Below are 25,853 nucleotides of genomic sequence, written 5' to 3'. Positions count from 1 at the left end.
GTATGGTGCGCCGGCGCAAACTATTGGTGCAGGCCTTAGGCCTGCCCGCCGGAGGCTCTTACCTTTCCTCAAGCCGTCGCGAGCAACGCCGCGACATCCGCCGCCGGACGCCCGGCATAATCCTTGTCGATTTCCGCGACGATCGCCGCGCGCACCGGCGCCGCACAATGTTTGCGCAGTACGCCGAGCGTATGTGGCGGTGCCACCACGATCAGCGGCGTTCCGGCACCGGCGAGTGCGGCCAGCCGGTCGGCCGCTGCAATCGCAAAGCGGTCCTCGTCGGCCTGGTGGAAGTCGGTTTCGCTGTAGCCGCTGCGGCCGGACCCGACGCTAGAAAAGCTGCGGCCGGGCTTGTCGGTGCCTTGTTCGGACGTGCGCGCCGAATGCTGGCCTTCGGCTTCGACTACTTCCAGCGCCGGCGCAATGTCGCTGCCGTGATTGCGGAAAATCGTCATCTTGGCGCCATCGGCGACCAGCACCAGCGTTCCGTGTGCAACCAACATAGCGCTCTCCATTTAGCTGAATATTTACATAATTTTAATTTAATAAGATACGCCGATGATGCAAGCCCCAGCCGGCAAAGCCGGCCGCTCAGCCTGCGTCAAACACCCCCTTTCGCCGCAAGCCGACTGGGGTATACTGATGGCTAAACGCAACGACACTAATGGGGGTTCCACGATGCGCCGCACCAACCTCGCCATGCTTGCCACCAGCCTGCTGCTCGCCGCACCGGCGCTGGCGCAATCGACCCCGCGGTCGCAGCAATTGTGGACGCCCGACGGCGCGCCGGTGAACTGCATCAGCCTGCAGTCGATCCGCAGCACGCATGTCGTCGATGACCGCACGATCAACTTCGTCATCAGCAACAACCGCATGTTCACCAACACGCTGCCGCGCGCCTGCGCCGGGCTCGGCATGAACCGCGCCTTCTCGCACAACTCGCGCACGACACAGCTGTGCGCGGTCAATTCGATCACCGTCGTCCAGCGCGGCGCCAACCGCATGGCCGGGCCGAGCTGCGGCCTCGGCCAGTTCCAGCCGATGAAGCCCGTCCCCGCGACGCCCGCCGCCACGCCGCCCGCCGGGTGAGCGCCGCGCACCGCATCCTCGCACTGGCGCTTCTGGCGCTGGCCTCGACCGCGACGGCGGCCGAACAAACCGAGGCGGACGCCTACACGCGCTACGAACTGCTCGACCCCGCGAGCCACAAGTTCCGCATCGTCTATGACGTCACCGCGACCACGCCGGGCGCGACGCGCTATTTCAACCCGATCCGCCCGGGCAGCACCGCGAGCAACGAACATGTGACCGACCGCGCCACCGGCAAGCCGCTGGCGTTCGCCGAAGTCGGTGCCGCCGAGGCCATCGCCGGCGGCATCCCCGACGCCAAGCCCGACAGCCGCTGGATCGCCGTCACGCTCGCCCGCCCCGTCCCCGCCAACGGCGGCGAAGGCCGCATCCGGATCGACAAGACCTACGAAGACGCGCGCAGCTATTTCACCGACGGCACGACGATCGTGTTCAAACGCGACCTCGGCATCAAGCGCAACGCCGTGCTGCTGCCTGCCGGCTATGACCTGATCGCCAGCAACGTCCCGTCGCAACTGCTGCAGCAACCCGACGGTCGGCTGCTGGTGTCATTCTGGAACAGCATGCCCAGCGCCGCGACACTCGAACTGCGCGCGGCACCGTCCCGCAACCGCGCACCGACCGTCGCACCACCCGAGACAATCGACGAACGCGCCGCGCAAAACCGCGAGATCGTCTATTACCTGCGCGACCCCGCCAGCCACAGCTTCGACCTGACGCACGACTATACCGAAACCCGCGCCGGCACCGGCCACTACCTCAACATCGTCCGCCCCGGCAGCACCGCCAGCAACCCGTCGGCGCGCGACCTCGATACCGGCGCGCCGCTCACCGTGAAAACCCTCACTGGCGCCGCCGCCATCCGCGCCTACGAACCCGACGCCAAAGACCTCGCCGACACCAGCACCGCCATCCTGTTCACCTACGCCCCGCTCGCCCCAGGCACCACCAAGCGCCTGCGCATCAGCGAAACCTACACCGACGCCGGCCGCTACAGTCTGACCAATGGCGCGCTCGTCTGGCACCGCAGCCTCGGCCGCCCCGCCAACGCCGTCGTCCTGCCCGCCGGCTGGACCCCCACCAACATCTCGGTCCCCGCCACCGTGAGCGTCGAACCCGACGGCCGCATGCGCATCGACCTGATCAACCCGCGATTGGACGATATCGACGTGCTGATTACCGCTACGCGGACAGGGGGTTAAGGGCCTCCGGCGGGCAGGCCTGAGGCCTGCACCCAATTGTTATGCGCTCTTCAAACGGGTGCAGGCGTCACGCCTGCCCGCCGGAGGCTCTTCCTCTACAGCGCCTTGATACTCACAAACTCGCGCAACCGCGCCACGCTGGCATCCTCGGGCTCCACATCCACGCACGCCCGGCCCCACAGGTCGAGATGCAACAGTCGTTGCTGGAAACTGTGGTCGGCGCTGGCGAGCGTGGCGTCCATCTGCGTGTTGGTCAGGCCGAGCAGGCTGGCGATCGAGCTGTCGTGGAAGTAGCGCGGGTCGATGCGGGTGCGTTGGAAGACGTTGGTCCAGAAGCCAAACTTGGGGCGCTGGCTGAGTTCGGGCGGCATGTAGCGTTTGGCGACTTCGCGGACGACCCATTTGTCGCGGGTGAAGGGGTGCGACTTGTCGAGCGCGCGCCAGTCGCGGCGCAGCTTGTACTCTGTCGGCATGTTGACTGCGGCGCGCACGACGGCGTGGTCGAGGAACGGGAAGCGCGATTCGATGCTGCCGGCCATGCCCATCGTGTCGTTGCGGTGGAGCAGGATGCGCAAATGGTGGTGGAGATAGTCGAGCGTCCAGCGATGGCCTTCGGACTTTATCGCCGGGCCGAGTGCGGCGACGGCGGCGGCGACACGTTCGGCGTCATCGACGACTTCGCGGCGGTTGAACAGCGAGCGCACCAAGTCGACATTGCCTTCGGGCACCGGCCACAGCAGGTCACCGACGCCGGGCACCGCGCGGACTCCGCTGCGCAGCTTGCCACCGAGCGCGTAATAGCCGTCGGTCAGGGCCTTGCGGCCGAGCCAGGGGTAGCCGAGGAAGCATTCGTCCGAGCCCTCCCCCGACAGCAGGCCCTTGACGCCGCTGTCGCGCGCGAGGCACGCGACTTGCATCATCGGCACGCAATTGGGGCGGTCGGCGAGCGGTTGTTCGAAGTGGCGGATGGCGCGCGGTAGCAGGTCTATGAACTCGCGCTCGGTGACCGAAACGGCCTTGAGGTCGAGCTTGAGGTGTTTCGACAGTGCCGCGGCAGCGCCGAGCTCGCTGAACGGGCCTTGCACGTCGGCGTGGAAGATCGCGAGGTTGTTGTGACGGCGCGCCGCGATGCCCATCAGCAGCGACGAATCCACGCCGCCGCTGCAGAACGCGCCGACCGGCACGTCGGCGAGCAGGTGCGCTTCGACGCTGTCGCTGAGCAATTGCTCCATGTGATCGACGATTTGCGTCGATGACAGCGCGGCGTATTCGTCGATCGCCGCGGGCGTCAGAAAGTCCTCGAGCCGGGCGAAGGCGTGGAATTGCGGTGCGCTGCCAGGGCGTTTGACGACGATCTGGCCGGGCGGCACCGAGGTGACATCGTCGAGGAAGGTGAAGCCGCTGGTCGGGCCGCGGAAGCCCTGCAGATACGACGCGACCATGAAGCGGTCGACGCTGGGCGCGGTCCACGGCGCGAACGCCTTGACTTCGGAACCGAACAGAAACGCCTCACCCACTTGCTGGATGAACAGCGGTTTCATGCCGAAGCGGTCGCGCGCCATCAGCAGCGAGCGGTCGGCGCTGTCGAACAGCGCGAACGCGAACATGCCCTCCAGCGCGCGGATCGCGGTGTCGGGATCGCGGTGGAGCAGCATCTGCAGCAGCACTTCGGTGTCCGACGTGGTGCGGAACACGACGCCTTCGGATTCGAGCTGCGCGCGCAGCTGGCGGTAGTTGTAGATTTCGCCGTTGAAAATCAGCGCATAGCGCGCGCTAACGTCCCAGAACGGCTGGTCCGAGCGCGCATCGACATCGACAAACGACAACCGCGTGTGCGCGAAGCCGGCACCGGGGCCGGCGTGAATTTTCTGCGAATTGGGGCCACGATGGACGAGAGACTGCATCGAGGCGTCAAGGCGGGCGCGATCGGGAACGCTCTCGCTATCGGTGACAATCCCGAAAATCCCGCACATGCGTGACGACCCCCTTGCAGATGACGCGGCGGCGATGCCCGCGCCCGCCGTTACCAATTACGGTCTCTGCCGCCGGCAAGCCAGCCCTAAGGTAGCGCCGGCAGATCAGGGCTTTCCCGTAGTTCGTTGCGGGACGGTATATGTTATGCTCTGCGCCTCGGTTCGAGGGGACAGGCCATGCATTTCCGTTCGCTACTCGCCTTGGTGTTGGTCGTGCCGCTGGCGCCGGTGACCGCCGCCGAACAAGTCGTCGTGCCGCCCAAGGCGCGCTACTGGATGAGCGCCACCACCGCCAACGGCATGAGCATGGGTGGCGGCATGAGCCAGGCCGACATGATGAAGATGGCCCTAGGGCAATCTGGGGGCGGCGGCGGCGCGCAGAAACTGCTCGACCTCGACCTCGGTTCGACGCTGGCGCCGACCGGCGGTGGCCCCAAGGCCGATGCGCTGATCCCGCCCGGCATGAACATGGGCGCGAGCCTGCCGCTGACCACGCCGGTCGCCAAGCCGGCACAGCGTGCGCCCGAACGCGAGGATGATGATTTCGAACGCCCCAAGGGCAAGCTGCTGCTGTTCTGGGGCTGCAGCGAAAAGGCCCGCCCTGGCCAGCCGGTGGTGATCGACTTTGCCGCGATGGCGGCGGGGCAGGTTCCGCCCAATCTGTTCGCCGGCGAACGCGTTCGCGTCGCCCGGCCGCCGAGTTCGGGCAATTCGAAAACTTTCGGCGAATGGCCGTACGGCGACAAGAACCCGCGCAGCATTCCCGCCAACGCCAGCCTGATCGGCAACCAGCGCGTCGAGGGCAATTACAGCCCGCCGATCAGCTTCGAGCTGGCGCAGGACTGGCTGGCGCCGCTGACGCTGAGCGGCAAGGGCAACGCCGCAGGCGGCCAGACGCTGGTCTGGAACGCCGTGCCCGCCGCCACCGGCTATGCCGCGACGATGATGGGCGGCGGCAAGTCGACCAGCGGCGAAGACAGCACGACGATGGTGTTCTGGAGCTCGTCCGACGTGCAGACCTTCATCAGCGGGCTGACCGACTATCTGGCGCCCGCCGAGGTCCAGCGGCTGATTGGCAAGAAAATGCTGATGCCGCCGTCACAGACGCAATGCGCGATTCCGGTCGAGGCACTCAAAGCCGTCGAAGGCGGCATCGTGTCGATGGTCGCGCACGGCCCCGAAATCAACAATGTTTCGCCGCCGCGCCCGGCCGACCCCAAGGTGCCGTGGGTGCAGGACTGGGTGTCGCGGACGCGCTTCCGCTCCACCGCCGGCGCGATGCTGGCGGACGGCGAGCTGATGACTAGCATGGGCGGCGGTATGGGTGGTGGTGGCGGTCACGCCGCAGCCGCCGGCGGTGTAGCACCGAACGCCAAGTGCCCGCCGCCCGCCAGCGCTAACCCCGCCGAAGCTGTCGGTGGCGCGATCGGCGGCAGCCTCGGCAGCGCGATGGGCTCGATGTTCGGCGGCAAGAAGAAGAAGGTCGACCCGAACTGCCCGCAATGATGGTTTCAAATCGCGCAGCTGATCCCGGCGCGCAGCACTTCGGACACGAGTTGGCGGTCGCCGGGCTGGTTGAGCTGGCGCGCGATGTCATTGAGGCTCATGTGGCCGATCTTGTCCTTGTTGAGCTGCGCCAGCGTCGCCAGCCGCTTCATCTGGTCGTGCGACAGCCGGTCGGCGAGGCGTTCGCCGACGCAGCGCGCCTGCGGCTCGGGGATGCCGACCTTGACGAGTTCGGTAGTGATGCGCTGCGCCGGTGTCGCGCACGCCGCCAGCAGCAGCAAAAGTCCAAACGCCAGCTTCCGCATCGCATACTCCTTGTCGGCAGCGGTTCTAGCGCAGCCCCGCGCCGCGCGCCATGCTTGGCGGTATCCACAACAGGCGCTAGAAGCGCGCACCATGTCGCTACCACCCGCCACTGATTTCCGCCCGCTCGGGCTGCGCCTGCTCAACGCAGTGTTTCCGCGCGTCTGGAACGCCGGGCTGCTGCCCTACCCAGACCTGCAGGAAGCGACGCTCGACGCGATGGCGACGAAGTCGACCGGGCTGAGCGATTTCGGCGATGACAGTTTCGCGCGCAGCCAGTTGCGCATGTTGCTGCCAGCGCTCGAAAGCGAAGCGCAACTCAACCCGATGGGCCGCGTCATTGCGCACGGCACCCTGCTCAAGTCGCTCAAGGAACGGCTGTGGGCGCAGGACCTGTTCAAGCGCCACCCCGAAATCCTCGACCGCCCGCTGGCACCGCCGATCGTCGTCATCGGCCAGATGCGGTCGGGCACCACGCGGCTGCAGCGGCTACTCGGCCAGGACCCGCGCTTTGCCGCGCTGCGGCTGTACGAATCGATGTCGCCGGTGCCGTGGCCGTCAAGCCAGCGTAACCCGAAGCGCGACCCCCGCGTCGGCTATACACAGCGCGCGTTCGCCTTCCTCAACTACATCAACCCCGGCATCGCCGCGACGCACCCCACCGGCGCGCTGGAGATCGACGAGGAGCTCGGTCTGCTCGATGCCAGCTTCACTGGTGCCGCGATTGAAGCGCAGCGCCGCGTGCCGAGCTTTGCCCGCTACTGCGAGGCGACCGACCAGACGCCGGCGTACCTGCATCTGCGGCGGCTGCTCCAGCTCGCCAGCTGGTTCCGCGGGCAAGACCCGGCGACGCCGTTCGTGCTCAAGATGCCGCAACACATGCAGGATTTGCCGGCACTGATGGCTGTGTTTCCCGATGCCAAGCTGGTGTTCATCCACCGCGATCCGGCTGCGGTGCTCGGCTCCTCGGCGTCGATGGTGTGGAACCAGATGGTCGTGCAATCCGACAGCGTCGATCCGCACTGGATCGGCGCCGAATGGCTGCACAAGGCGCACCACCGCGCTGCCGTCACCGCGGCGCTGCGGCCAAAGCTTGCCGCCGCCCAGCAGATCGACGTGCGCTTTGCCGACATGAACGCCGACTGGGTCGCTGTGATGCGCCGCATCTACGACTTCCTCGGTGTGCCGTTCGACGCAACGGCGCACGCCGCGATGGCGGCCTATCTGGCGCGCGCCGCGCGCGAACACCGCCATGACGAACATCGCTACACGCTCGAAGACTTCGGTCTCGACGCGCGTGTCATCAACGCCGGCTTTGCCGACTACCGCGCGCGCTTCGACATTCCGTTCGAAGTGCCTGCGGCAATGCGCGGGGCTGCAATTGCGCAAGACCCCGGCTACGGCATCGGCGAAGGAGTACCTGCATGATTTATAGTGGCCCCATCGCGTTCTGGCAGGGGATGCTCATCGCGCTCGGCGTCGTGCTGGTGATGGAAGGCGTCGCCTATGTCACGCACCGCTGGGTGATGCACGGCTTCCTGTGGGTGCTGCACGAATCGCATCACCGCCCGCGCATCGGGTTGTTCGAACGCAACGACTGGTTCGGGGTGTTCGGTGCCGCGGTGTCGATCACGCTGTTCTACCTCGGCGTCGAGCGCGGCTGGGGGCCGCTGACGGTATGGCTGGCGGTCGGCATCACCGCCTATGGCGCCATTTATTTCGGCTTCCACGACATCATCGTCCACCGCCGCCTCAAGCATCACTGGGTGCCCAAGAGCGCCTATATGAAGCGCATCGTCCAGGCGCACCGGCTGCACCATGTCGTCGAAACGCGCGAGGGCAACGTCAGCTTCGGGTTCATCTATGCGCCGCCGGTGCGGGTGTTGCTCGCCCAGCTCGAAGCGATGGGCGTCGGCAAGCTCAGGGTCTCGTCCAAAGTCCGGTCCGAGATGGACCGGGAGATGGCCAGCGTCGCGAACGGCTGAACGCCGCGGCGTAGCTCGCCGCGACGATCCCGAGCTTCTGCGCTGTCGAGGTACTGACGCGGTGCGCGAGCGCCGCCGCACCGCCAGCACGCACCTTGCGCCCGATGCCGCCGTAAATGCCCGCCGCCGCGAGCACCGCCCATGCCGAGCGCAGCGGCAGCGCCGGCGTGCCGTAGCGTGCTGACGCCTCATAGCCTTCGGCCAGATCGACCAGCCGCTTGACCACGCCGGCGAGCGTTTCGCGGTACCGGGGCGCGGCGTAATCGTCACGCGATAGCCCGGCAGCATCGATCCACTGCCCGGGCAGATAGCGCCGGCCGATTTCAGCATCCTCGACCACGTCGCGCGCGATGTTGTTGAGCTGAAAAGCCAGACCGAGGTCGCAGGCACGGTCGAGCGTCGCGCGGTCGTCGGGCGACACCCCCATGACAATCGCCATCATCACCCCGACGACGCCCGCGACGTGGTAGCAATAGGTCAGCAGGTCAGCCTCGGTCTCGAACGGGCGCTCCTCGACATCGATGCGGAAACCGGTGAGCAAATCAGCCGGGTAGCGTGCCGGCATGCCGGTTTGCGCCGCGACGCGCGCCAAGGCGTCGAACGCCATCACGCCAGTCGGTTCGCCCGCCAGTGCTTTCGCGGTCAGTGCTTCGAGTTCGGCGAGTCGCTCGGCGGGTGTCCCGGCATAGGCGATGCGGCCATGCCCCGATTCCTGCCCGTCGATGACGTCATCGCAGTAGCGGCACCACGCATAAAGCATCGTGGCACGGTCGCGCGTTTCGGGATCGAACAGCTTTGACGCCAGCGCGAAGCTTTTCGAGCCCTTGGCGATGGACGCACGGCTGGCGAGGACGAGTTGGTCGGTCACGCGGGCCTGCGTAGAGCAAGCCAGCCAAAACGGAAAGTTCTTCCCCTCTCCTCTTTCGGGAGAGGTAAGCATGACAATCAGGCGGCGCTGGCGCTGTTGTGGCCGATGCCGCCGCTATGGTCGACGACGGCCCCGCCTTCACCGTCGAGCATCAGCAGCGCCGTCGCCTTCGCCGACCCAACGACGCCCGGAATCCCCGCGCCCGGATGCGTGCCGGCGCCGACGAAATACAGGTTGGGCAGTGCGTCATCGCGGTTGTGCGTGCGGAAATAGGCGCTCTGCCACAGCACCGGTTCAAGGCTGAACGCCGAGCCCATGTGCGCGTTAAGTTCGTTGCTGAAATCCTGAGGGCTGAACGTCCGCATCGTCACCAGATTCTCGCGCAAACCGGGGATCAGCCGCGCCTCCAAGTAATCTAGGATGCGGTCGGCGTAGATCGGCGCCAGCGTCTCCCAGTCGCCCTTGAACTTGCCCAGGTGCGGCACCGGCGACAGCGCATAGAATCCGCTGCAACCTTCGGGCGCCATCGCCGGATCGGTCGCGGTCGGGTGGTGCAGGTAGATCGAGAAATCGTCCGCCACCACGCCGTGATCATAAATGTCCTTGAGCAGTTCACGGTAGCGCGGCCCGAACAGGATCGTGTGGTGCTTGATGTCGGGATACGTCTTGTTGAGCCCGAAATAGACCACGAACAGCGACGGCGAGAAGCTCTTGGCGGTCACCGCCTGCGTCGCAATCGCGCCGCGCGGATGCTCGGCGAGCAAGTCGCGGTAGGTGTGGACGATGTCGGCATTCGACGCGACCATGTCGAACTTCCCCGACCAGCCGTCAGCCGTCGTCACGCCGGCGACGCGGTTGCCTTCAGTGTCGATCGAGGTCACCGGCGAGCCGATCTTGAAGGTACCGCCAAGGTCCTCGAACAGCTTGACCATGCCGCGGATCAGCGCATGCGTGCCGCCACGCGGGAACCAGACGCCCCATTTCTTTTCGAGCGCGTGGATCAGCGCATACAGCGCGCTGGTCTTGAACGGATTGCCGCCGACCAGCAGCGAATGGAAGCTGAACGCCTCGCGCAGCTGCGGATCCTTGATGTAGCGCGCGACGATCGAATAGACCGAGCGGTACGCCTCGTAGCGCACCATCGCGGGTGCGGCCTTGAGCATCGACTTGAAGTCGAGAAACGCTACATGGCCGAGCTTGCGGTAGCCTTCGCGGAAGACATTTTCGGAATAGGCCAAGAAGCGCTTGTAGCCCGCGACGTCATCGGGGCTTTTGGCCTCGATCTGCGCGAACAGCGACGCGTCGTCGTTCGAATAGTCGAACACCGTGCCGTCGCTCCAGATCAACCGGTAGAACGGCGTGACCGGCAGCAATTCGACATAGTCCGACAGCTTGCGCCCCGACAGCTCGAACAGCTCCTCAAGGCACGACGGGTCGGTGATGACCGTCGGGCCGGCGTCGAACTTGAAGCCCTTGTCCTCCCAGACATAGGCGCGGCCGCCGGGCTTTTCGCGGCCTTCGATCAGCGTGGTTTGAATCCCCGCCGATTGCAGCCGGATGGCGAGTGCCAGCCCACCGAAGCCGCTGCCGATGACGGCTGCCGTACCCTTTGTCATGCGTCGTCTTTCCTGGAACTATCTTGCCTGAAACTATCTTGGAGCGGGGCCGAATATTGCCGACAGCGCGCGCCCGATCGGCACCGGCGGTTTTCCCGACAATACCCGGACCTTGTCGGCAAATGTCGACTGGCCGGCGTAGAATCGGCTGATGAGCGAAGCGTCGAGCCCGTAAAAGCGTTGTAGCACCTTGTAGCGCTGGTCGGGTTCGGCGGCGATGAACAGCATCTTGTTGAGCATCCGGTAAAAGCCGCGTGCCCTCCACGTCGAGGTGCTGTGTTGTCGCAGCGCCGCATATAGCGCCGGCGCCGACAGGTCGGGCAGGCTGGCGACCAGCTCCGCCGTACGCACCGCATCGGGGAAGCTGTAGCCGGTGGTCGGGTGGAACAGCGCGGCGCGCAAGCCGACGCGCGGCACGCCGGGCTCGCCCTCGTCCCACAGCGCTTCGATGTCGCCGTCGAGCGCAATCGGCAGCACCCCGGTTTCTTCGCGCAGCTCGCGCACCACCTGCAGGCCTTGGGCGGCGGCATAGGCCCGCAGCCGGGCGCGCAACGCTTCGGGCGCCAGCTCGGCGCCGTCGCTGTAATAGGTATCCTCGATCAGCACGCGGCGCGGTCCGAACGGCAGCGTATAGACGAAGCGGTAGCCGTCGAGCTGCGGCACCGTCGCGTCCATGATGATCGGCCCGGCCAGCCCATGGTCGGCCGCCAGCTCGAATTCGATACCGATGAATTTCTGCCAGCGCAGGTCGAGCGCATCCGTCGGCCCCTGCCCGCGCCCGTCGATGACCGCGTGCGCCTGCAGCACCGTACCGTTCGCTAACGTCACACTGGTCGGCGACAGCGCCGCTACTGCCACGCCGGTCAGCACGCAGCCCTGTGGCAAAGCCGCGCGCACCGCTGCATCGAGCCGTTCGGAGGTCGCGCTGCCATACGCCGCCGCCAGCTGCCGCGACCGCTTGGGGAAGCGGATGCCGTAGGTATCCCAGCGGTGTTCGGTCAGCGGCGCCGTCCAGCCGTGGGCGCCGCTATCGATATCACTGCCGAAGCTTGACCAGGTGTGGTTGCCGCCGATGGTCTCGGCCGCCTCGACAATCGCCACACGCAAATCGGGCCGCACTTCTGCCAGCCGCAGCGCGATCAGCCCGTTGGCAAGCCCGCCGCCGGCAAGGATGAGGTCGAAGTCCATTGCGGCGGGTTAGACGGTTTGTGCGCGCACCGCAATTTGGCGCGCGCCAGCGGCGTATCAGCGCAGGCGCGCGGGACGGCTGGCCCAACCGATCAGCAGTACCAGCCCGCCGAGCACGAACACGTGAATCAAATCCCCCTTCAGCGGCCCCAGTTGCGCAATCAGCGCCCCGCCGCTGATGCCGGCCAGCAGCACCGCGCCGGCGAACGTCGTGCGCGGCACCAGCAACAGCAACGCGCCGGTGAGTTCGATCACCCCGGTCAGGATGCGAAAGCCCTGCCCCAGCCCGATCTTTTCGAATTCCGCGACCATCTGTGGATTGCCGCTGAGCTTCATCACCGCCGCGTACAGGAACGCCGCGCCGACCAGCAGTTTGACCACCCACAGCGCGATATGCGTCCAGCTGCGACCGCTGGCATTGGCTTGTACCATTTCGGATTCCCCCGTGCTTTTTATCCGTCGCGCAGACTGCAACGGGTCGCGGCGCCATTGCAAGCCGCGCTGCGATGCCCCGTATCGCTCGCCGCGCGCACGCCGTATAAGCGCGGGCGATGCAAACCACCCTGACCTTGCTGCTGGCTGCGCTGGCGATGACCTTCATCGTCGCGGCGCGCTACCTGATCGTGTCGGGCGGCTTTGCCGCGCTGACGCGGGCGCGGCACCCGGAGCTCTACGCCGACAGCGCGCGCCGCACCGCGCAGGTGCGCCGCGAGATCGGCTGGTCGCTCAGCGCCGCCGCGATCTACGGCATCCCCGCCGGGCTGGTGATGGCGGCGTGGCGCAGGTTCGGCGCCACCGAAATCTACACCGATCCGCTGGCGCATGGCTGGTTGTGGCTGCTCGCCAGCGTGCCGGTCTATCTGTTCCTCCACGACAGCTATTTCTACTGGACGCACCGGTTGATGCATCGCCCGGCGCTGTTCCGCCGCATGCACGCCGTCCACCATGACAGCCGGCCGCCGACGGCATGGGCGGCGATGTCGTTCCACCCGTGGGAGTCGCTGTCGGGCGCGCTGCTCATCCCGGCGCTGGTGTTCATCATCCCGATCCACTGGGCCGCGCTCGCCGTCGTGCTGACCGTCATGACGGTATTCGGCGTCACCAACCACATGGGCTGGGAGATTTTTCCGCGCAGCTGGCTTGAAAGCGGCTTCGGGCGTGTCATGATAACCGCGTCACATCACCATCTTCACCACCGGAACTATCGCTGCAACTATGGGTTATACTTTCGCTTCTGGGACCGGGTTTGCGGCACCGACCAGGGCTGGGCAAAGGAACTGACACATGATCAAGAAACTCCTGCCATTGGCAATACTGGCGGCGCTGCCGTTCTCGGCCGTACAGGCAGCTGAAACCACGACGCTGCATGTCGTCGTCACCGGCCTGAAGACCACCACCGGCACGATCCGCGCCTGCGTCTTCACCACCCCGACGGCGTTCCCGAGCTGCGAAAAAGGCGTCGGCACCATCAAGGCCGAAACCCCCGCCAACGCCCCGACGGTCAAGTTCGATGTCCCCGGCGTGCCGGTCGGCGCCACCGTCGCGGTGTCGCTGTTCGCCGACGTCAATGACAACAAGAAAATGGACCGCGGCATGATGGGCATCCCCAAGGAACCCATCGGCATTTCGAACAACGCCACCAACTCGTTCAGCGCGCCCGATTTCAGCAAGGCGCAGTTCGTCGCCAAGCCGAACATGACGGTCAATATCGCGCTCCGCTACTATTGATTGCGAATCCGGCGCAAAAGCCGCACACTAAGCTTTGTTCCTGGGGGAGCCGCAAATCCGCGGCTGAGACGGTGCCGGCGCACCGAACCCTTTCGAACCTGATCCGGGTCATGCCGGCGTAGGAAACGGAACCATGCGCGCCCACCGATTGGCGCCCCGAATCCATCGTCCATGGCCCCCAACACGGGACGTAACGCCATGGCCGATATCAACTCGCCGATCGAAATGCCGGTCACCACCGGGCCGCTGCCCGGCAGCCGCAAGATCCATGTCGCGGGCGAGTTGTTCCCCGACATCCGCGTCGCCATGCGCGAGGTCAAGCTCGAGGACAGCGCCAAGGAGCCCCCGGTCCGCATCTATGACACGTCGGGCCCCTACACCGATGCCACCGCGCGCATCGATATCGACGCCGGCCTGCCCGCGCTGCGCACCCCGTGGATCGAAGCGCGCGGCGATTGCGAACGCTACCCCGGCCGCGCGGTCAAGCCCGAGGACAACGGCATCTTCGGCGGCAAGAAGCAGCCCGAAACCCCCGAGTTCCCGCACGTCAATCGCATGCCGTGGCGCGCCAAGGGTGGCCAAGCCGTCACCCAGATCGCCTACGCCCGGCGCGGCATCATCACCGCCGAAATGGAATATGTTGCCATCCGCGAAAACATCGGCCGCGCGCAGCTCGCCGGCCAGATCCGCGACGGCGAAAGCTTCGGCGCCGAAATCCCCGACTATGTGACGCCGGAATTCGTCCGCAGCGAAATCGCCCGCGGCCGCGCCATCATCCCGTCGAACATCAACCACCCCGAAGCCGAGCCCATGGCCATCGGCCGCAACTTCCTGGTCAAGATCAACGCCAACATCGGCAACAGCGCCGTCGCCAGCAGCATCGCCGAAGAAGTCGAAAAGATGGTCTGGGCCACCCGCTGGGGCGCCGACAACGTCATGGACCTCAGCACCGGCCGCAACATCCACAACACCCGCGAATGGATCCTGCGCAACTCGCCCGTGCCGATCGGCACCGTGCCGATCTACCAGGCGCTCGAAAAGGTCGGCGGCGTCGCCGAAGACCTGACGTGGGACGTCTACCGCGACACGCTGATCGAACAGGCGGAGCAAGGCGTCGACTATTTCACCATCCACGCCGGCGTCCGGCTCGCCTATGTGCCGCTGACCGCCAATCGCGTGACGGGCATCGTCAGCCGCGGCGGCAGCATCCTCGCCAAATGGTGCCTCAGCCACCACAAGGAGAACTTCCTCTACACGCACTTCGAGGAAATCTGCGAGATCATGCGCGCCTATGACGTGTCGTTCAGCCTCGGCGACGGCTTGCGCCCCGGCAGCATCGCCGACGCCAATGACCGCGCGCAATTCGCCGAACTCGAAACGCTGGGTGAACTGACGCAGATCGCCTGGAAGCACGACTGCCAGGTGATGATCGAAGGCCCCGGCCATGTCCCGATGCACAAGATCAAGGTCAACATGACCAAGCAGCTGGAGACCTGCGGCGAGGCGCCGTTCTACACATTGGGGCCGCTGACCACCGACATCGCGCCGGGCTATGACCACATCACCAGCGGCATCGGTGCCGCGATGATCGGCTGGTTCGGCTGCGCGATGCTGTGCTACGTGACCCCCAAGGAACACCTCGGCCTGCCCGACCGCGACGACGTCAAGGTCGGCGTCATCACCTACAAACTGGCCGCCCACGCCGCCGATCTCGCCAAGGGCCACCCCGCCGCCCAACTGCGCGACGATGCACTCAGCCGCGCCCGCTTCGACTTCCGCTGGCGCGACCAGTTCAACCTGTCGCTCGACCCCGAAACCGCGCTCAAGTTCCACGACGAAACGCTGCCCGCCGAAGGCGCCAAGGTCGCGCACTTCTGCAGCATGTGCGGCCCGAAATTCTGCTCGATGAAGATCACGCAGGACGTCCGCGACTATGCCGCCAAGCAGAACACCGACGCGATGCTGGAGGCCGGGATGGCGGAGAAGAGCGCCGAGTTCAAGGCGAAGGGCGGGGAGATTTATCTGCCAGCGGCAGAGTAGACTCTAAATCGCGCTTGGAGAAAAGCGACACGAGCGTCGTCGCGCCGGGCGAGCTTGTTTGGGCGCTCCCGCATTTGTGGAGCCATGGAAGCATGCAAATTGACACCAAATTCGACTTCAGAACTGACGCGTCGGGGAAAGACCCCGACGCGTACAGTGCGACGCTACGGCACTATCATCGCCACTTATGGAGCAAGCCGCTGCCAAGTGGCCAACCGTTCCATTTAGCGACCAACAAGCTCGGCGCTTACCTCCATCACGACTCCCATTTGGGTGAGTTCTTCCTCTCCAGCGACTCAGTCATTCCTTCATTCACGAGATGGAAGAGGCTGCAGCACATCATCGGGAAGTTTCCCGAAGAAGAAAATGAGGCCTTTCGCAGCATAAGCTACACAATCGGCGGCATGATGGTTTTTCCGGGCAACAAGGTCGATGGCAAGCAGACGATAAACGGAGCCCGTGGCTTTAACGGAAAAATTGCAGACCGTTTCGACCTGACGCTGGAGTGTATCCGCCGACACTATCTGAACCAAAGCAGTCCGCTCAGCGATACGCTGGCTCGATACCGCAATTTTTTCGCGCTATTCGATGATTTTAGCGGATATGCAGATTTCTTTTTGCTGCAAGATTTGGTCGCTCCAGATTATTCAGCGATCAAATTCTGCATGCCATTTGATAATTTTGACACGTCGCCGGTCCCCAAGGACTGTGACACCTACATAGAGTATCGAAGACGCAGCATCGAGTTCATCGTGTCGCGCAATGACCGCATAGACCGACAGACCAGCTGAGGCATAGCCACAGCCTGAGGTACAAATCTTTCGGGGTGACCACACCGCACCGGTCGCGCTAGCCTCTGCCCCGCGGCGATCAGGAGGCAGCGATGGCGGAGGGGTATCAGGCGCTGACGGCGAAGGAGAAGGAGGCGTTGCGCCTGCTGCTCGGCGGGCATGATGCCAAGTCGATGGCGAACCAGCTCGGCCTGTCGGTGCATACGATCAACGAACGGCTGCGCGATGCGCGGCGCAAGCTTTCGGTATCGAGCAGCAAGGCCGCCGCGCGCATCCTGCGCGACGCCGAGGCCCCCGCCCCCCAATTACTTGGGGACATGATTTCAGGGGATGCCGGCCAGCCCGCCCGCGCCCACAACTTCGACCCGGGCCCCGCGCACTCGCCGCGCCGGGCCGCCTGGACCATCGGAGGATTTGCCATGATCGCCATGTTTATTGCCGCGCTCGCGCTGTCGTCGACCGAACCCGCAGCCCCGCCCGCTGCGGCGACTGCCGCAACCACACCCGCCGCCGCCACGGCGCGCGTCGCCGAAAGCGATGTCAGCCGCGCCGCCCGCGACTGGCTGACGCTGGTCGATGCCCGCAAGTGGCAAGAAAGCTGGGCCGCGACCGCCGACTCGTTCCGCGCGCTCAACACGCTCGCCAACTGGCAGGCCGCCGCCGAGCAGGTGCACGCTCGCCTCGGCCCGGCGCAGTCACGCGAACTGGTGAGCGACGAAGACACCCCCGCCCCGCCCAACGGCTATCGCACCCTGCGCTTCCGCACCAGCTTCGCCAACAACCACGGCGCCACCGAAGTGATCTCGCTGGCGCAGCAGGGCAACCAGTGGCGCGTTGCCGGGATTTATGTCGAGTAAGCGCGTCGCCCGCGCCGCGACGGCGCGCGCAGACTTACGCCGGAAACGCGATTTCACTTGACATTACGAACCGAATCGGTTAGTGATGCTCTCAAGGCGGCGGGGAATGGGAGTTCCTCGTCCAACCTGTCCGGGCTCACGATCGCCACTTGCGTTCCCGGGCGTGACGTCTCACCGCCGCGCTTTTCAGCCCCGCGCTCTGTTAGATCGGGAACTTCAGCTCCAAGTGTTTCCAGGAGGACACTTTCTACCCTGTACGAAGCCTAGTGCTGACATACAGTACTGAAACAGTACTAGCGGCGTAAGAAACCGCCCGTCCTCCGCAACCCGGCTATCCCGATCAGCGTCACAAAGCCTGCCTCTTCCCGATGACCCAGCAACCCTCCCAAGGACGCCGTCATCGGGAAGAGGATTATCCCCACCGTGGCGGTGGGGGTCAGTACCCAAGGACGATGGACCGGGGCGGGGATAACCGCTGGCCGGAAATTCGTCGTGGGCGGATTTCCCACCCCCGACCCCTCCCGTGCCGGGAGGGGAGCAGAAAACAACCGGGTGCAGGCCTCAGGCCTGCCCGCCGGAGGCCCTTACTTGAGCAGCGGCGACTCCGGATCGATCACCAGAATAGGCTTCAGCGTCGCGCCGCTTTCGGAATCGGCGACGGCGCGGTTGATGTCGGCGAGCGGGTAGTAGCGCACCAGTTTTTCGAACGGGAACTTGCCCTGGCGCCACAACGTGATGAGCTTGGGGATGAACAGGTGCGGGACGGCGTCGCCTTCGACGACATAGCCCATCGACTTGTTGATCAACGCGTTCACCGGCACGGTGATTTCGGCGCCGGCCTTCGACACGCCGATAAAGGCGCAGCGGCCGCCGGTGCCGAGGCATTCGACGGCCTGGCGGATGACCGGCGGCAGCGCGCTGGTATCGACCGCGAAATCGACGCCGTCGGGCAGGATGGCGCGCACGGCTTCGACGGGGTTGCCGGCGCCGGCGTTGACGACATGCGTCGCGCCGAGTTCCTTGGCGAGCTTGAGCCGGTTGTCGTGGAGATCGACGGCGATGACGGTGGTGCAGCCGCTGGCGACGGCGGCCATCAGTGCCGCGAGGCCGACGGCGCCGGCGCCGAAGACCACGAAGCTGCTGCCCGGCCCGGGCTTCAACGCATTGAGCACGGTGCCCGAGCCGGTCATCAGCCCGCAGCCGAGCGGCCCCATCAGCGCCAGCGGCACGTCGTTGGGGATCTTGACCACCGAGCGCTTGTTGGCGACCGAATGCGTTGCGAATGACGACTGGCCGAAGAACATGCCGCCGACGCGTTCGCCGTCGCAGCCGCAGATCGGCGAGCTGCCGTCGGCGCGCATCGCCATCAGGTTGAGCAGCCCGAACTGCACGCAGCGCATCGGCTGGCCTGATGCGCAGTGCCTGCATTCGCCGCAATAGGCCGGCGCCAGCACGACATGGTCGCCGACCGCGACATGGGTGACATCGGCGCCGACGGCTTCGACAACGCCGGCGCCTTCATGGCCGAGCACGGCGGGCAGCGGTGTCGGCAGATACTGGTCGCGCACCGTCATGTCCGAATGGCAGATGCCGGTGGCGACGATGCGCACCAGCACCTCATCGGCGCGCGGCGCTTCGAGCTTGGCCTTTTCGACGGTCCAGGGCTTGAACGATTCGCGCAGGACGGCGGCGGTAATGTCGGTCATTCTATAATCCTTCGGCAGCAGTGTTCAGGTGATGCAGCGGTCAGCCGGGCGTCTTGGCGACGCGCGGCAGGTTGGCGAGGTTCGAAATCCACGGCTGCTCGCTGTCGCAATAGACCTGCACCGTCGGCTGCAGCCAGCTGACATCATCGAACGAGGCGGCCTTGATGGCAACCATACCCTGCTTCGTCAGCCCTTCGGTCTTCGAGATGATCGGCGACCCGCATTTGGGGCAGAAGCAACGCTCGACCTTGCCACCGCTGTCGGCAGTATCGAGATAGGTTTCGGGCTGGCCTTCGATCGCCAGCGCGCCGGCGGCGGCGAGCGCCACCACCGAGAACGCCGAGCCGGCGGTCTTCTGGCAATTGCGGCAATGGCAGACCGCGGTCATCGCCGGGTCGCCGGTCAGTTTGAAACGGATATTGCCGCACAGGCAGCCGCCGACATGGTCGGTCATCGATCATCTCCCCAGATGTTGTCCAGCGACCGCTAGCATGGCCGGACGCGGTCGTGCAGCACTTTTTGCACGCGGCGACACCAACTGCTAAGCGGTCGCAATGCGTTTGAAGTTTCTGGCTTTATTGTTCGCCGCCGCGCTGACGGCACCCGTCCAGGCTGAGCCCGGCATGTGGCGCGTCCATGACGCCGACACCGAAGTCATCCTGTTCGGCACGATCCACGAATTGCCGGTGACCGCGGTCTGGCAGACACCGCGCATCCTCGAAGCCTTTGACGCGGCTGATACGCTCGTCGTTGAGGTCGATATTCCCGATGACCCGTTTGTCGTGGCGCGCGCCGTCGAAACGATGGGCATCCAGTCGGGGCTGCCGCCGATCGCCGACCGCGTCCCCGCCGATCGCCGCGCCGCGCTGCTGAAGGCGATCAATGAGGCCAAGCTGCCGATTGCCGCGGTCGACCGCATGCGCACCTGGCTGGCGGCGATTACGCTAAGCGACCGGCTTGTCGATGCCGCGGGCTTCGATGCCGAAAGCGGCGCCGACACGCTGTTGATGCAACGCGCCCGCGCCACGAAGAAGCCGATCGTCGGGCTCGAGACGATCGAGCAGCAGCTCGGCTATTTCGATACACTGACCGAAGCCGACCAGCGTAAGCTGCTGCTCGCGACGCTCGATGACATCGGCACAGCGCGCGCCGATGCCGAAAAGTTGGTGGCCGACTGGCTGGCAGGCAACACCGACGCCATCGGTGCCAACGCCGACAAGGAGTTGCGCACCACGCCCGAACTGCTGGCGCGGCTGGTGCAGCAGCGCAACGCACGCTGGGCGACGTGGATCGAAGGTGTGCTGAAACGGCCCGGCAAGATCTTCGTGGCAGTCGGCGCCGGGCATCTCGCTGGCCCCGACAGCGTCCAGACCATGCTCGAGGCCAAGGGCATCAAGGTCGAGCGGATTCCCTGACCTCGGGCACCGGCCGCGCCGTGACATCGGCGCAGGGTGATCCGAACGGCGCGAAGCTGGCAGTACGCAAAGCGGCGGCGCGGCGGTGGCGCACGCCGTCATGGCGCACCCGGGCGCGCAGTTCATCGAGCAGCACCTGCCCGAACTCCCAGGTGCCAAGCGCGGAGGCGGCGTTGATATGGCCGAGCGCACCGGCATCGACAAAGGTGCTGCCCCAGCCGTCGGCCAGGCAGCGCGACCGCGCCGGCGTGGCATAGACATCATCGCGGCTCGCCACGACGACCGATGCGAACGGCAGCGCGATGGCCGGCAACGGTGCGAAGCGCTGCACCGACGGCGGCGCGTCAGGCCGCTCAACATCGCAAGGCGCGACCAGCAGCGCCGCGATGCGCGTGCTGCGCAGCGTCGTGTGCGCCGCCCAGTGCACGACGGTGGCGCAACCAAGGCTATGCGCGACCAGAACCACAGGTCCGGTTACGCCGGCAACCGCGTCTTCAAGCTGCGCGCACCATGCGTCAGGCTTCGGGTCGTTCCAATGCGCCTGCACGACACGCCGGCAATCGTCGCGTTCACGTTCCCACACCGACTGCCAGTGATCGGGCCCCGAGCCGTTGAGACCTGGAATGATCAATGTCGTCGGGTTCACCTGAGCCTCCTTGACGTCGCGTTGCGTTGTCAGGGTTGTATATCCTACTTGTTGAATAGGGATGACAAAGAAGATTTTGCTATCGCGACAAGCCGACGTTTCAGCGGCCACTGGCATAGCAGGCGAAAACGCAACTTGCTTGCTTTGGCGGGCCGCTGCCCCTATAGCCCCCGCTTCCTGCGCCCGCATCCCTGGAGGCGCGCAGGGTTTTTGCTATGGAGAAAGCACAATGAGCGAAACGCTGAAGCTTTCGGCCGAGATGCGCGAACGGGCTGGCAAGGGAGCCTCCCGTGCTGTTCGTCTGACTGGTCGAGTCCCCGCCGTGATTTACGGCAACAAGCTGGCCCCGGTGACGATTCACGTCGAAGAAAAGGCGCTGGTCAAGCACCTGCACACCGGCCATTTCATGAATTCGGTCGTCGAGCTCGAGCTCGGCGGCGCCGTCGAGCGCACCCTGCCGCGCGACGTCCAGTTCCACCCGGTCACCGACCGCCCGATCCATGTCGACTTCTATCGCCTCGCGGCGAACGCAGTCATTCACGTCATGGTGCCGGTGCACTTCATCGATGAAGACAAGTCGGTCGGCATGAAGAAGGGCGCCGTGCTCAACGTCGTCCGTCACGAAGTCGAACTGATCTGCCCGGCGGATTCGATCCCCGAACAGATCAACGTCAGCGTCGCGGGCAAGGATGTCGGCGATTCGATCCACATTTCGAGCGTGACGCTGCCCGAAGGCGCCAAGCCGGTGATCGACCGCGACTTCACCATCGCCACGCTCGTCGCGCCGTCGGCGCTGCGCAGCGAAACCGACGAAGCTGCCGCTGCGGAAGCACCGGCCGCCTAAGGCGACACGGGAACGCCGGGACCATCAGCGATGCTTGTCTTCGCCGGTCTCGGCAACCCGGGTGCTGCCTATGCGTTGCACCGTCACAACATCGGCTTCATGGCGGTCGACACGATCGCCGAAGTGCACCGGTTCGACCCGTGGCGCATCCGCTTTCAGGGCTGGGCCGCCGAAGGGCGCATCGGCGGCGAAAAGCTGCTGCTGCTCAAGCCCGCAACGTTCATGAACGAAAGCGGCCGTTCGGTCGGCGAGGCGCTGCGATTCTACAAGCTCGGCCCCGAAGCCTTAACGGTGTTCTACGACGAGCTCGATCTCGCGCCGTTCAAGGTGCGGGTGAAGTTCGCCGGGGGTGCCGCCGGCCACAACGGTATCCGTTCGATCGACAGCCACATCGGCCCCGACTATCGCCGCGTCCGGCTTGGGATCGGTCATCCGGGGCACAAGGACCGCGTGACGGGCCATGTGCTCGGCAACTTCGCCAAGGCCGAACATGACGACCTCGCCGACCTGCTCGGCGCGGTAGCCGCCGAAGCCGAATGGCTGGTAAAGGGCGACGACGCGCGCTTCGTCAACGACGTCGCGTTGCGCCTGACAAACGAGTAAGAGCCCCCAACAATCGGGTGCAGGGCGCCAATTTGTACAAGAGCTGGCCTGCCCTGCCGGAGGCGCTTCTCTGGCACTGACTAAGGACTGAATATGGGTTTTCGTTGCGGAATTGTCGGGCTGCCCAATGTCGGCAAATCGACGCTGTTCAACGCGCTGACGCAGACCGCGTCGGCGGCCGCCGCCAACTACCCGTTCTGCACGATCGAGCCCAATGTCGGCAACGTGCCGGTCCCCGATCCGCGCATGGAAAAGATTGCGGCGATTGCCGGGTCGCAGAAGATCATCGAAACCCAGCTCGGTTTCACCGACATCGCCGGCCTGGTGCGCGGCGCGTCGAAGGGCGAAGGCCTGGGCAACCAGTTCCTCGGCAACATCCGCGAAACCGACGCCATCGTCCATGTTCTGCGTTGCTTCGTCGATGACGATGTCACGCATGTCGAAGGCAAGATCGACCCTGTCTCCGACGCCGAAACCGTCGAGACCGAGTTGATGCTGTCGGACCTCGAAAGCCTCGAAAAGCGCGTCCCTGCGTTCGCCAAGAAAGCCACGCAGGGCGACAAGGAAGCCAAGGTCGCTGCGCGCGTGCTCGGCGAAGCGCTTGAGTTGCTGCGCGACGGCAAGCCGGCGCGGCTGACGGTGCCCAAGGACGAGGAAGAAGCCCGTATCTTCGCACAGGCGCAACTGCTCACCGCCAAGCCGGTGCTGTATGTCTGCAACGTCGAGGAGGCCTCCGCCTCGACCGGCAACGCGCTTTCTGAAAAGGTCTTCGCCAAGGCCGCCGCCGAAGGTGCGCGCGCCGTCGTCATCTCGGCTGCAATCGAAGCCGAAATAGCCCAGATGGACGCGGCCGATCGCCCCGACTTCCTCGCCGAACTGGGGCTGACCGAAACCGGCCTCGCCCGCGTCATCCGCGCCGGCTACGACCTGCTCCACCTGATCACCTATTTCACCGCCGGCCCCAAGGAAACCCGCGCCTGGACGATCGAAAAGGGCACGCACGCGCCTGCCGCCGCCGGCGTCATCCATAGCGATTTCGAAAAGGGCTTCATCCGCGCCGAAACCATCGCCTATGACGACTATGTCGCCTTCAACGGCGAAGCCGGCGCTCGCGAACACGGCAAGTTCCGGTCGGAGGGCAAGGACTATGTCGTGGCTGACGGCGACATTCTGAACTTCAGGTTCAACGTCTAAGGGCCTCCGGCGGGCAGGGCCTAAGGCCCTGCACCCGGTTGAAGAGCGCAAATCCAATGGGTGCAGGGCCTGAGGCCCTGCCTGCCGGAGGCCCTTCCCTTTACCCCGTCATTCCGCTTGAATGCGCCGGTGGGCAAACCGGGCATTCAACAATGAGTTTAACACGCGCGCATCGCGCCTTGCGGCTGCGCAGCCGACTGGAAACGCGGCTGCTGACGTTGTCGATCGTGCTCACCGCGCTGGTCGCGGCGTCGGGGATCGTCATCGGCTTGCTGTCGGGGTCGATGTCGATCCTGTTCGACGGCATGTTCTCGATCATCGATGCGGTGATGGGCATGGTCACCTTGACGGTGGCCAAGCTGTTGGTCAGCGAGGGCAACCGCCGCTACCAGTTCGGTTATTGGCACTTCGAACCCCTGGTGCTCGGGCTGCAAAGCTGCGTGCTGGTGCTGCTCTATGGCTATGCGTTCTTCAACGCGGTGATGGCCGTGCTGGCAGGCGGTACCGAGATCGAATTCGGCTTGGCCGTCATCTATGCCGCCGTTGTCGCGGTCGTGTGCTTCGCGATGTATCTTGTCGAGCGCCGCGCCAATGCCCGCATTGAATCGGCACTGCTCGGGCTGGAGGCACACAGCTGGCTGATGTCGGGGCTGATCACCTCGGCGCTGCTAGTGGCGTTCGTCGCGGCGAGCGCGATGAAGGGCACCGCCTACGAACGCTACGTACCCTATGTCGATCCGGCCATCCTCGCGGTGCTGGCGCTGTTGCTGCTGCCGATTCCGCTGCTGGCCGCACGTCGGGCGTTCGCCGAAATCTTCGGCATCACCCCGCCCGCCTATGACGCCGATGTCCGTGAGATCGTCGCCGAAGCCGTCGGCCGCTACGGTTTCGCCAGCTTCACCAGCTATGTCGCCAAGGTCGGCCGTGCCCGCTTCATCGAAATCTACATCGTCGTGCCGCCGGGTCATCCTATCCGCGACATCGCCGAATTCGACCGCATCCGCCACGAACTCGGCGATGCCATCGGTGACCCTGGCCCCGAGCGCTGGCTGACGATCGTGTTTACCGGCGACCCCAGCCAGACGTGAAGAGCCTCCGGCGGGCAGAGCTGCGCCCTGCACCCGATTAGTGGGTGCAGGGACGTGTTCCTGCCCGCCGGAGGCTGTTGCGGGGCAACCAACTGGCCGCCCCGCATTTGGCCTAGCCGAAAGTCAGCTCGACGATCTTGTCGGGCGTCGCGCGGCAATACATCGGAATGTTGCGCGTTGCGTCGGGATAGACGCCGACGAGCATCAGCCGGAACCGGTAGCCGCCATTGCCTTCCTGGACGTCGATGATCTCGCCGACGCGGATCTCGCTACCGCCGGTGGCGCCGATCTGCCGCGCCGCTTCGGTGAGGCAGGTGCTTGCCGAAGGCCGGGCGGCCGATGGCATCGCGTTGATATCGACGTTAATCGTCGCCGGTGCGCCACTCGCCTTGGGCGGGGGAACGTACACCGGCAACGGCGGCGGCGGCGCGCCCTGCACGACGACGACATCGGGCTGGCTGGCGGCACTGAGCAACGCCAGCAGGCTGGTCGTCACCGCAACGCCGAACAGCACGCCACCAACCGATGGGCCGTCGTTGTAGTAATAGCGCGGCGGCGGGTAGTAGCCGCCATGCCAGCCGCCATAGGGCGGGCGCGGCGGGCCGTAGTAGCCACCGTTGGGCGGGCGATAGTAGCCACCGCCGGGCGGACGATAGACCGGATAGCGGTTGGCATAGTTGCCCGACACATTGACGTTGGTGTTATGGTTGACGTTGACGTTGTTGTAATTGTTGCCGTTGTTGTGCGCGCCGTTGTTGACGCCCGGGCGGGTGTTGGCATTCTGGTTGTTGCCGGGACGGTTATTGGCGTTCTGATTGTAGCCCGGGCGATTGTTGGCGTTGTTACCAACACTGTTATTCACACCCGGCCGCGCCTTGTCATTCTGCGCCGCATAGCTGGGCTTCGTTGCGCCGCCGCCGGGTCGCGCCGATTTGTCGGCATTTCCAGCGTAAGCCGGCTTGGCCGCGGCACCCTGATGGGCATAACCGCTGCCGGCTGCTTGGCGCGTATTTGCCCCGCCACCACCGCCGCCGTGCGGCTGAGCCGCAGCCTTGCCCTGACCGCCGGCGGGTCGCGCCTGACCACCACCGTTGTGGTTGCCCGGCGCGGCGTTGGCCGGCACCGCCGCCAGCAACTGGGCAACAAGCATCGAGCCTGACCCCAGTGCCCCAATAAACTTCCGCAAAAGATTTCTCCTCGATTGCGAGCCC

26 protein-coding genes and 1 riboswitch are annotated in these 25,853 nt (G+C 65.5%); of the genes, 15 read left to right on the top strand and 11 right to left on the bottom strand.

Translation table 11 applies throughout. The annotated features are described in order from the left end of the window. Positions 1-68 precede the first annotated feature (68 nt). Entirely contained in the window at positions 69-503 is a 435-nt protein-coding gene (locus tag EUV02_RS11140; protein WP_166430601.1) for a baeRF12 domain-containing protein, read from the bottom strand. 175 nt (positions 504-678) lie between these two features. Here EUV02_RS11140 and EUV02_RS11135 point away from each other — a divergent pair, with 175 nt between their 5' ends. Then, positions 679-1,089: a DUF6491 family protein gene (locus tag EUV02_RS11135; RefSeq protein ID WP_243445866.1), complete on the top strand. Its 411-nt coding sequence runs from the start codon at positions 679-681 to the stop codon at positions 1,087-1,089. Further along, positions 1,086-2,291 (top strand): hypothetical protein, encoded by a 1,206-nt coding sequence (locus tag EUV02_RS11130; RefSeq protein WP_135246285.1) that lies wholly within the window; start codon positions 1,086-1,088, stop codon positions 2,289-2,291. Before EUV02_RS11135 ends, EUV02_RS11130 begins: the two co-directional genes overlap by 4 nt. 95 nt (positions 2,292-2,386) lie before the next feature. On the opposite strand, the gene asnB is transcribed toward EUV02_RS11130, so the two are convergent. Next, positions 2,387-4,264, bottom strand: coding sequence for an asparagine synthase (glutamine-hydrolyzing) (gene asnB, locus EUV02_RS11125; RefSeq protein WP_135246284.1), 1,878 nt, complete (start codon positions 4,262-4,264; stop codon positions 2,387-2,389). A 177-nt stretch (positions 4,265-4,441) separates the two neighbouring features. Here asnB and EUV02_RS11120 point away from each other — a divergent pair, with 177 nt between their 5' ends. Further along, a complete protein-coding gene (locus tag EUV02_RS11120) occupies positions 4,442-5,770 on the top strand; it encodes a hypothetical protein (RefSeq protein WP_135246283.1) in 1,329 nt (442 codons plus the stop codon). Positions 5,771-5,775: 5 nt separating this feature from the next. On the opposite strand, the gene EUV02_RS15680 is transcribed toward EUV02_RS11120, so the two are convergent. Next, complete coding sequence (locus EUV02_RS15680; RefSeq protein WP_166430600.1) at positions 5,776-6,075, bottom strand: hypothetical protein; 300 nt, start codon at positions 6,073-6,075, stop codon at positions 5,776-5,778. Positions 6,076-6,166: 91 nt separating this feature from the next. Between EUV02_RS15680 and EUV02_RS11115 the strand changes: the two genes are divergently transcribed. Continuing rightward, positions 6,167-7,501 carry a sulfotransferase family protein gene (locus EUV02_RS11115; protein WP_166430599.1) on the top strand — a complete coding sequence of 445 codons (1,335 nt, stop codon included), beginning with the start codon at positions 6,167-6,169 and terminating at the stop codon, positions 7,499-7,501. After that, complete coding sequence (locus EUV02_RS11110) at positions 7,498-8,058, top strand: sterol desaturase family protein (RefSeq protein ID WP_135246281.1); 561 nt, start codon at positions 7,498-7,500, stop codon at positions 8,056-8,058. Before EUV02_RS11115 ends, EUV02_RS11110 begins: the two co-directional genes overlap by 4 nt. Here the strand turns inward: EUV02_RS11110 and EUV02_RS11105 are convergent. The 4 genes from EUV02_RS11105 to EUV02_RS11090 all read right to left on the bottom strand — a co-directional run bounded on the left by EUV02_RS11105 (position 7,994) and on the right by EUV02_RS11090 (position 12,162). Continuing rightward, entirely contained in the window at positions 7,994-8,926 is a 933-nt protein-coding gene (locus EUV02_RS11105) for a phytoene/squalene synthase family protein (protein WP_243445865.1), read from the bottom strand. The genes EUV02_RS11110 and EUV02_RS11105 overlap by 65 nt on opposite strands. Before the next feature lie 77 nt (positions 8,927-9,003). Further along, positions 9,004-10,542: a phytoene desaturase gene (locus EUV02_RS11100; RefSeq protein WP_135246279.1), complete on the bottom strand. Its 1,539-nt coding sequence runs from the start codon at positions 10,540-10,542 to the stop codon at positions 9,004-9,006. Between the two features lie 33 nt (positions 10,543-10,575). Then, a complete protein-coding gene (gene crtY, locus EUV02_RS11095) occupies positions 10,576-11,730 on the bottom strand; it encodes a lycopene beta-cyclase CrtY (protein ID WP_135246278.1) in 1,155 nt (384 codons plus the stop codon). A gap of 57 nt (positions 11,731-11,787) precedes the next feature. Further along, positions 11,788-12,162, bottom strand: a complete 375-nt coding sequence (locus EUV02_RS11090) for a DoxX family protein (protein ID WP_135246277.1) — start codon at positions 12,160-12,162, stop codon at positions 11,788-11,790. Between the two features lie 119 nt (positions 12,163-12,281). Between EUV02_RS11090 and EUV02_RS11085 the strand changes: the two genes are divergently transcribed. The 5 genes from EUV02_RS11085 (at position 12,282) to EUV02_RS11065 (ending at position 17,146) form a co-directional block, all read left to right on the top strand. Then, positions 12,282-13,082, top strand: a complete 801-nt coding sequence (locus EUV02_RS11085; protein ID WP_135246276.1) for a sterol desaturase family protein — start codon at positions 12,282-12,284, stop codon at positions 13,080-13,082. Then, complete coding sequence (locus EUV02_RS11080) at positions 13,015-13,458, top strand: DUF2141 domain-containing protein (RefSeq protein ID WP_135246275.1); 444 nt, start codon at positions 13,015-13,017, stop codon at positions 13,456-13,458. The genes EUV02_RS11085 and EUV02_RS11080 overlap by 68 nt, the downstream gene beginning before the upstream one ends. Positions 13,459-13,490: 32 nt before the next feature. Continuing rightward, a riboswitch (TPP riboswitch) is annotated at positions 13,491-13,601 on the top strand. A 55-nt stretch (positions 13,602-13,656) separates the two neighbouring features. Next, positions 13,657-15,498 (top strand): phosphomethylpyrimidine synthase ThiC, encoded by a 1,842-nt coding sequence (gene thiC / locus EUV02_RS11075; protein ID WP_135246274.1) that lies wholly within the window; start codon positions 13,657-13,659, stop codon positions 15,496-15,498. A 14-nt stretch (positions 15,499-15,512) separates the two neighbouring features. Further along, a complete protein-coding gene (locus tag EUV02_RS11070) occupies positions 15,513-16,289 on the top strand; it encodes a DUF6994 family protein (RefSeq protein WP_207790160.1) in 777 nt (258 codons plus the stop codon). 92 nt (positions 16,290-16,381) lie between these two features. Further along, positions 16,382-17,146 (top strand): helix-turn-helix domain-containing protein, encoded by a 765-nt coding sequence (locus tag EUV02_RS11065; protein ID WP_135246273.1) that lies wholly within the window; start codon positions 16,382-16,384, stop codon positions 17,144-17,146. A gap of 584 nt (positions 17,147-17,730) precedes the next feature. Here the strand turns inward: EUV02_RS11065 and EUV02_RS11060 are convergent. After that, positions 17,731-18,852, bottom strand: coding sequence for an NAD(P)-dependent alcohol dehydrogenase (locus EUV02_RS11060; protein ID WP_135246272.1), 1,122 nt, complete (start codon positions 18,850-18,852; stop codon positions 17,731-17,733). A 40-nt stretch (positions 18,853-18,892) separates the two neighbouring features. Further along, positions 18,893-19,306 carry a GFA family protein gene (locus tag EUV02_RS11055; protein ID WP_135246271.1) on the bottom strand — a complete coding sequence of 138 codons (414 nt, stop codon included), beginning with the start codon at positions 19,304-19,306 and terminating at the stop codon, positions 18,893-18,895. Positions 19,307-19,406: 100 nt separating this feature from the next. On the opposite strand from EUV02_RS11055, the gene EUV02_RS11050 reads away from it, so the two are divergent. Further along, positions 19,407-20,267, top strand: a complete 861-nt coding sequence (locus EUV02_RS11050; RefSeq protein WP_135246270.1) for a TraB/GumN family protein — start codon at positions 19,407-19,409, stop codon at positions 20,265-20,267. Here the strand turns inward: EUV02_RS11050 and EUV02_RS11045 are convergent. Next, positions 20,245-20,913, bottom strand: a complete 669-nt coding sequence (locus tag EUV02_RS11045) for an RBBP9/YdeN family alpha/beta hydrolase (protein ID WP_207790159.1) — start codon at positions 20,911-20,913, stop codon at positions 20,245-20,247. The genes EUV02_RS11050 and EUV02_RS11045 overlap by 23 nt on opposite strands. Positions 20,914-21,142: 229 nt before the next feature. Between EUV02_RS11045 and EUV02_RS11040 the strand changes: the two genes are divergently transcribed. The 4 genes from EUV02_RS11040 (at position 21,143) to EUV02_RS11025 (ending at position 24,642) form a co-directional block, all read left to right on the top strand. After that, positions 21,143-21,757, top strand: coding sequence for a 50S ribosomal protein L25/general stress protein Ctc (locus EUV02_RS11040; RefSeq protein ID WP_135246268.1), 615 nt, complete (start codon positions 21,143-21,145; stop codon positions 21,755-21,757). A 30-nt stretch (positions 21,758-21,787) separates the two neighbouring features. Further along, entirely contained in the window at positions 21,788-22,360 is a 573-nt protein-coding gene (gene pth / locus EUV02_RS11035) for an aminoacyl-tRNA hydrolase (protein ID WP_135246267.1), read from the top strand. A 93-nt stretch (positions 22,361-22,453) separates the two neighbouring features. Further along, entirely contained in the window at positions 22,454-23,554 is a 1,101-nt protein-coding gene (gene ychF, locus EUV02_RS11030) for a redox-regulated ATPase YchF (protein ID WP_135246266.1), read from the top strand. 152 nt (positions 23,555-23,706) lie between these two features. Next, a complete protein-coding gene (locus tag EUV02_RS11025) occupies positions 23,707-24,642 on the top strand; it encodes a cation diffusion facilitator family transporter (RefSeq protein WP_135246265.1) in 936 nt (311 codons plus the stop codon). 112 nt (positions 24,643-24,754) lie between these two features. Here EUV02_RS11025 and EUV02_RS11020 read toward each other — a convergent pair whose 3' ends face one another. Next, positions 24,755-25,792, bottom strand: a complete 1,038-nt coding sequence (locus EUV02_RS11020) for a hypothetical protein (RefSeq protein WP_135246264.1) — start codon at positions 25,790-25,792, stop codon at positions 24,755-24,757. Positions 25,793-25,853: the final 61 nt, after the last annotated feature.

The organism is Glacieibacterium arshaanense, from assembly GCF_004681125.1.
Classification (GTDB): Bacteria; Pseudomonadota; Alphaproteobacteria; order Sphingomonadales; family Sphingomonadaceae; genus Polymorphobacter_A; species Polymorphobacter_A arshaanense.
The sequence above is the reverse complement of the archived record's forward strand: the minus strand, read 5'-3'. Positions and strand labels throughout refer to the sequence as shown.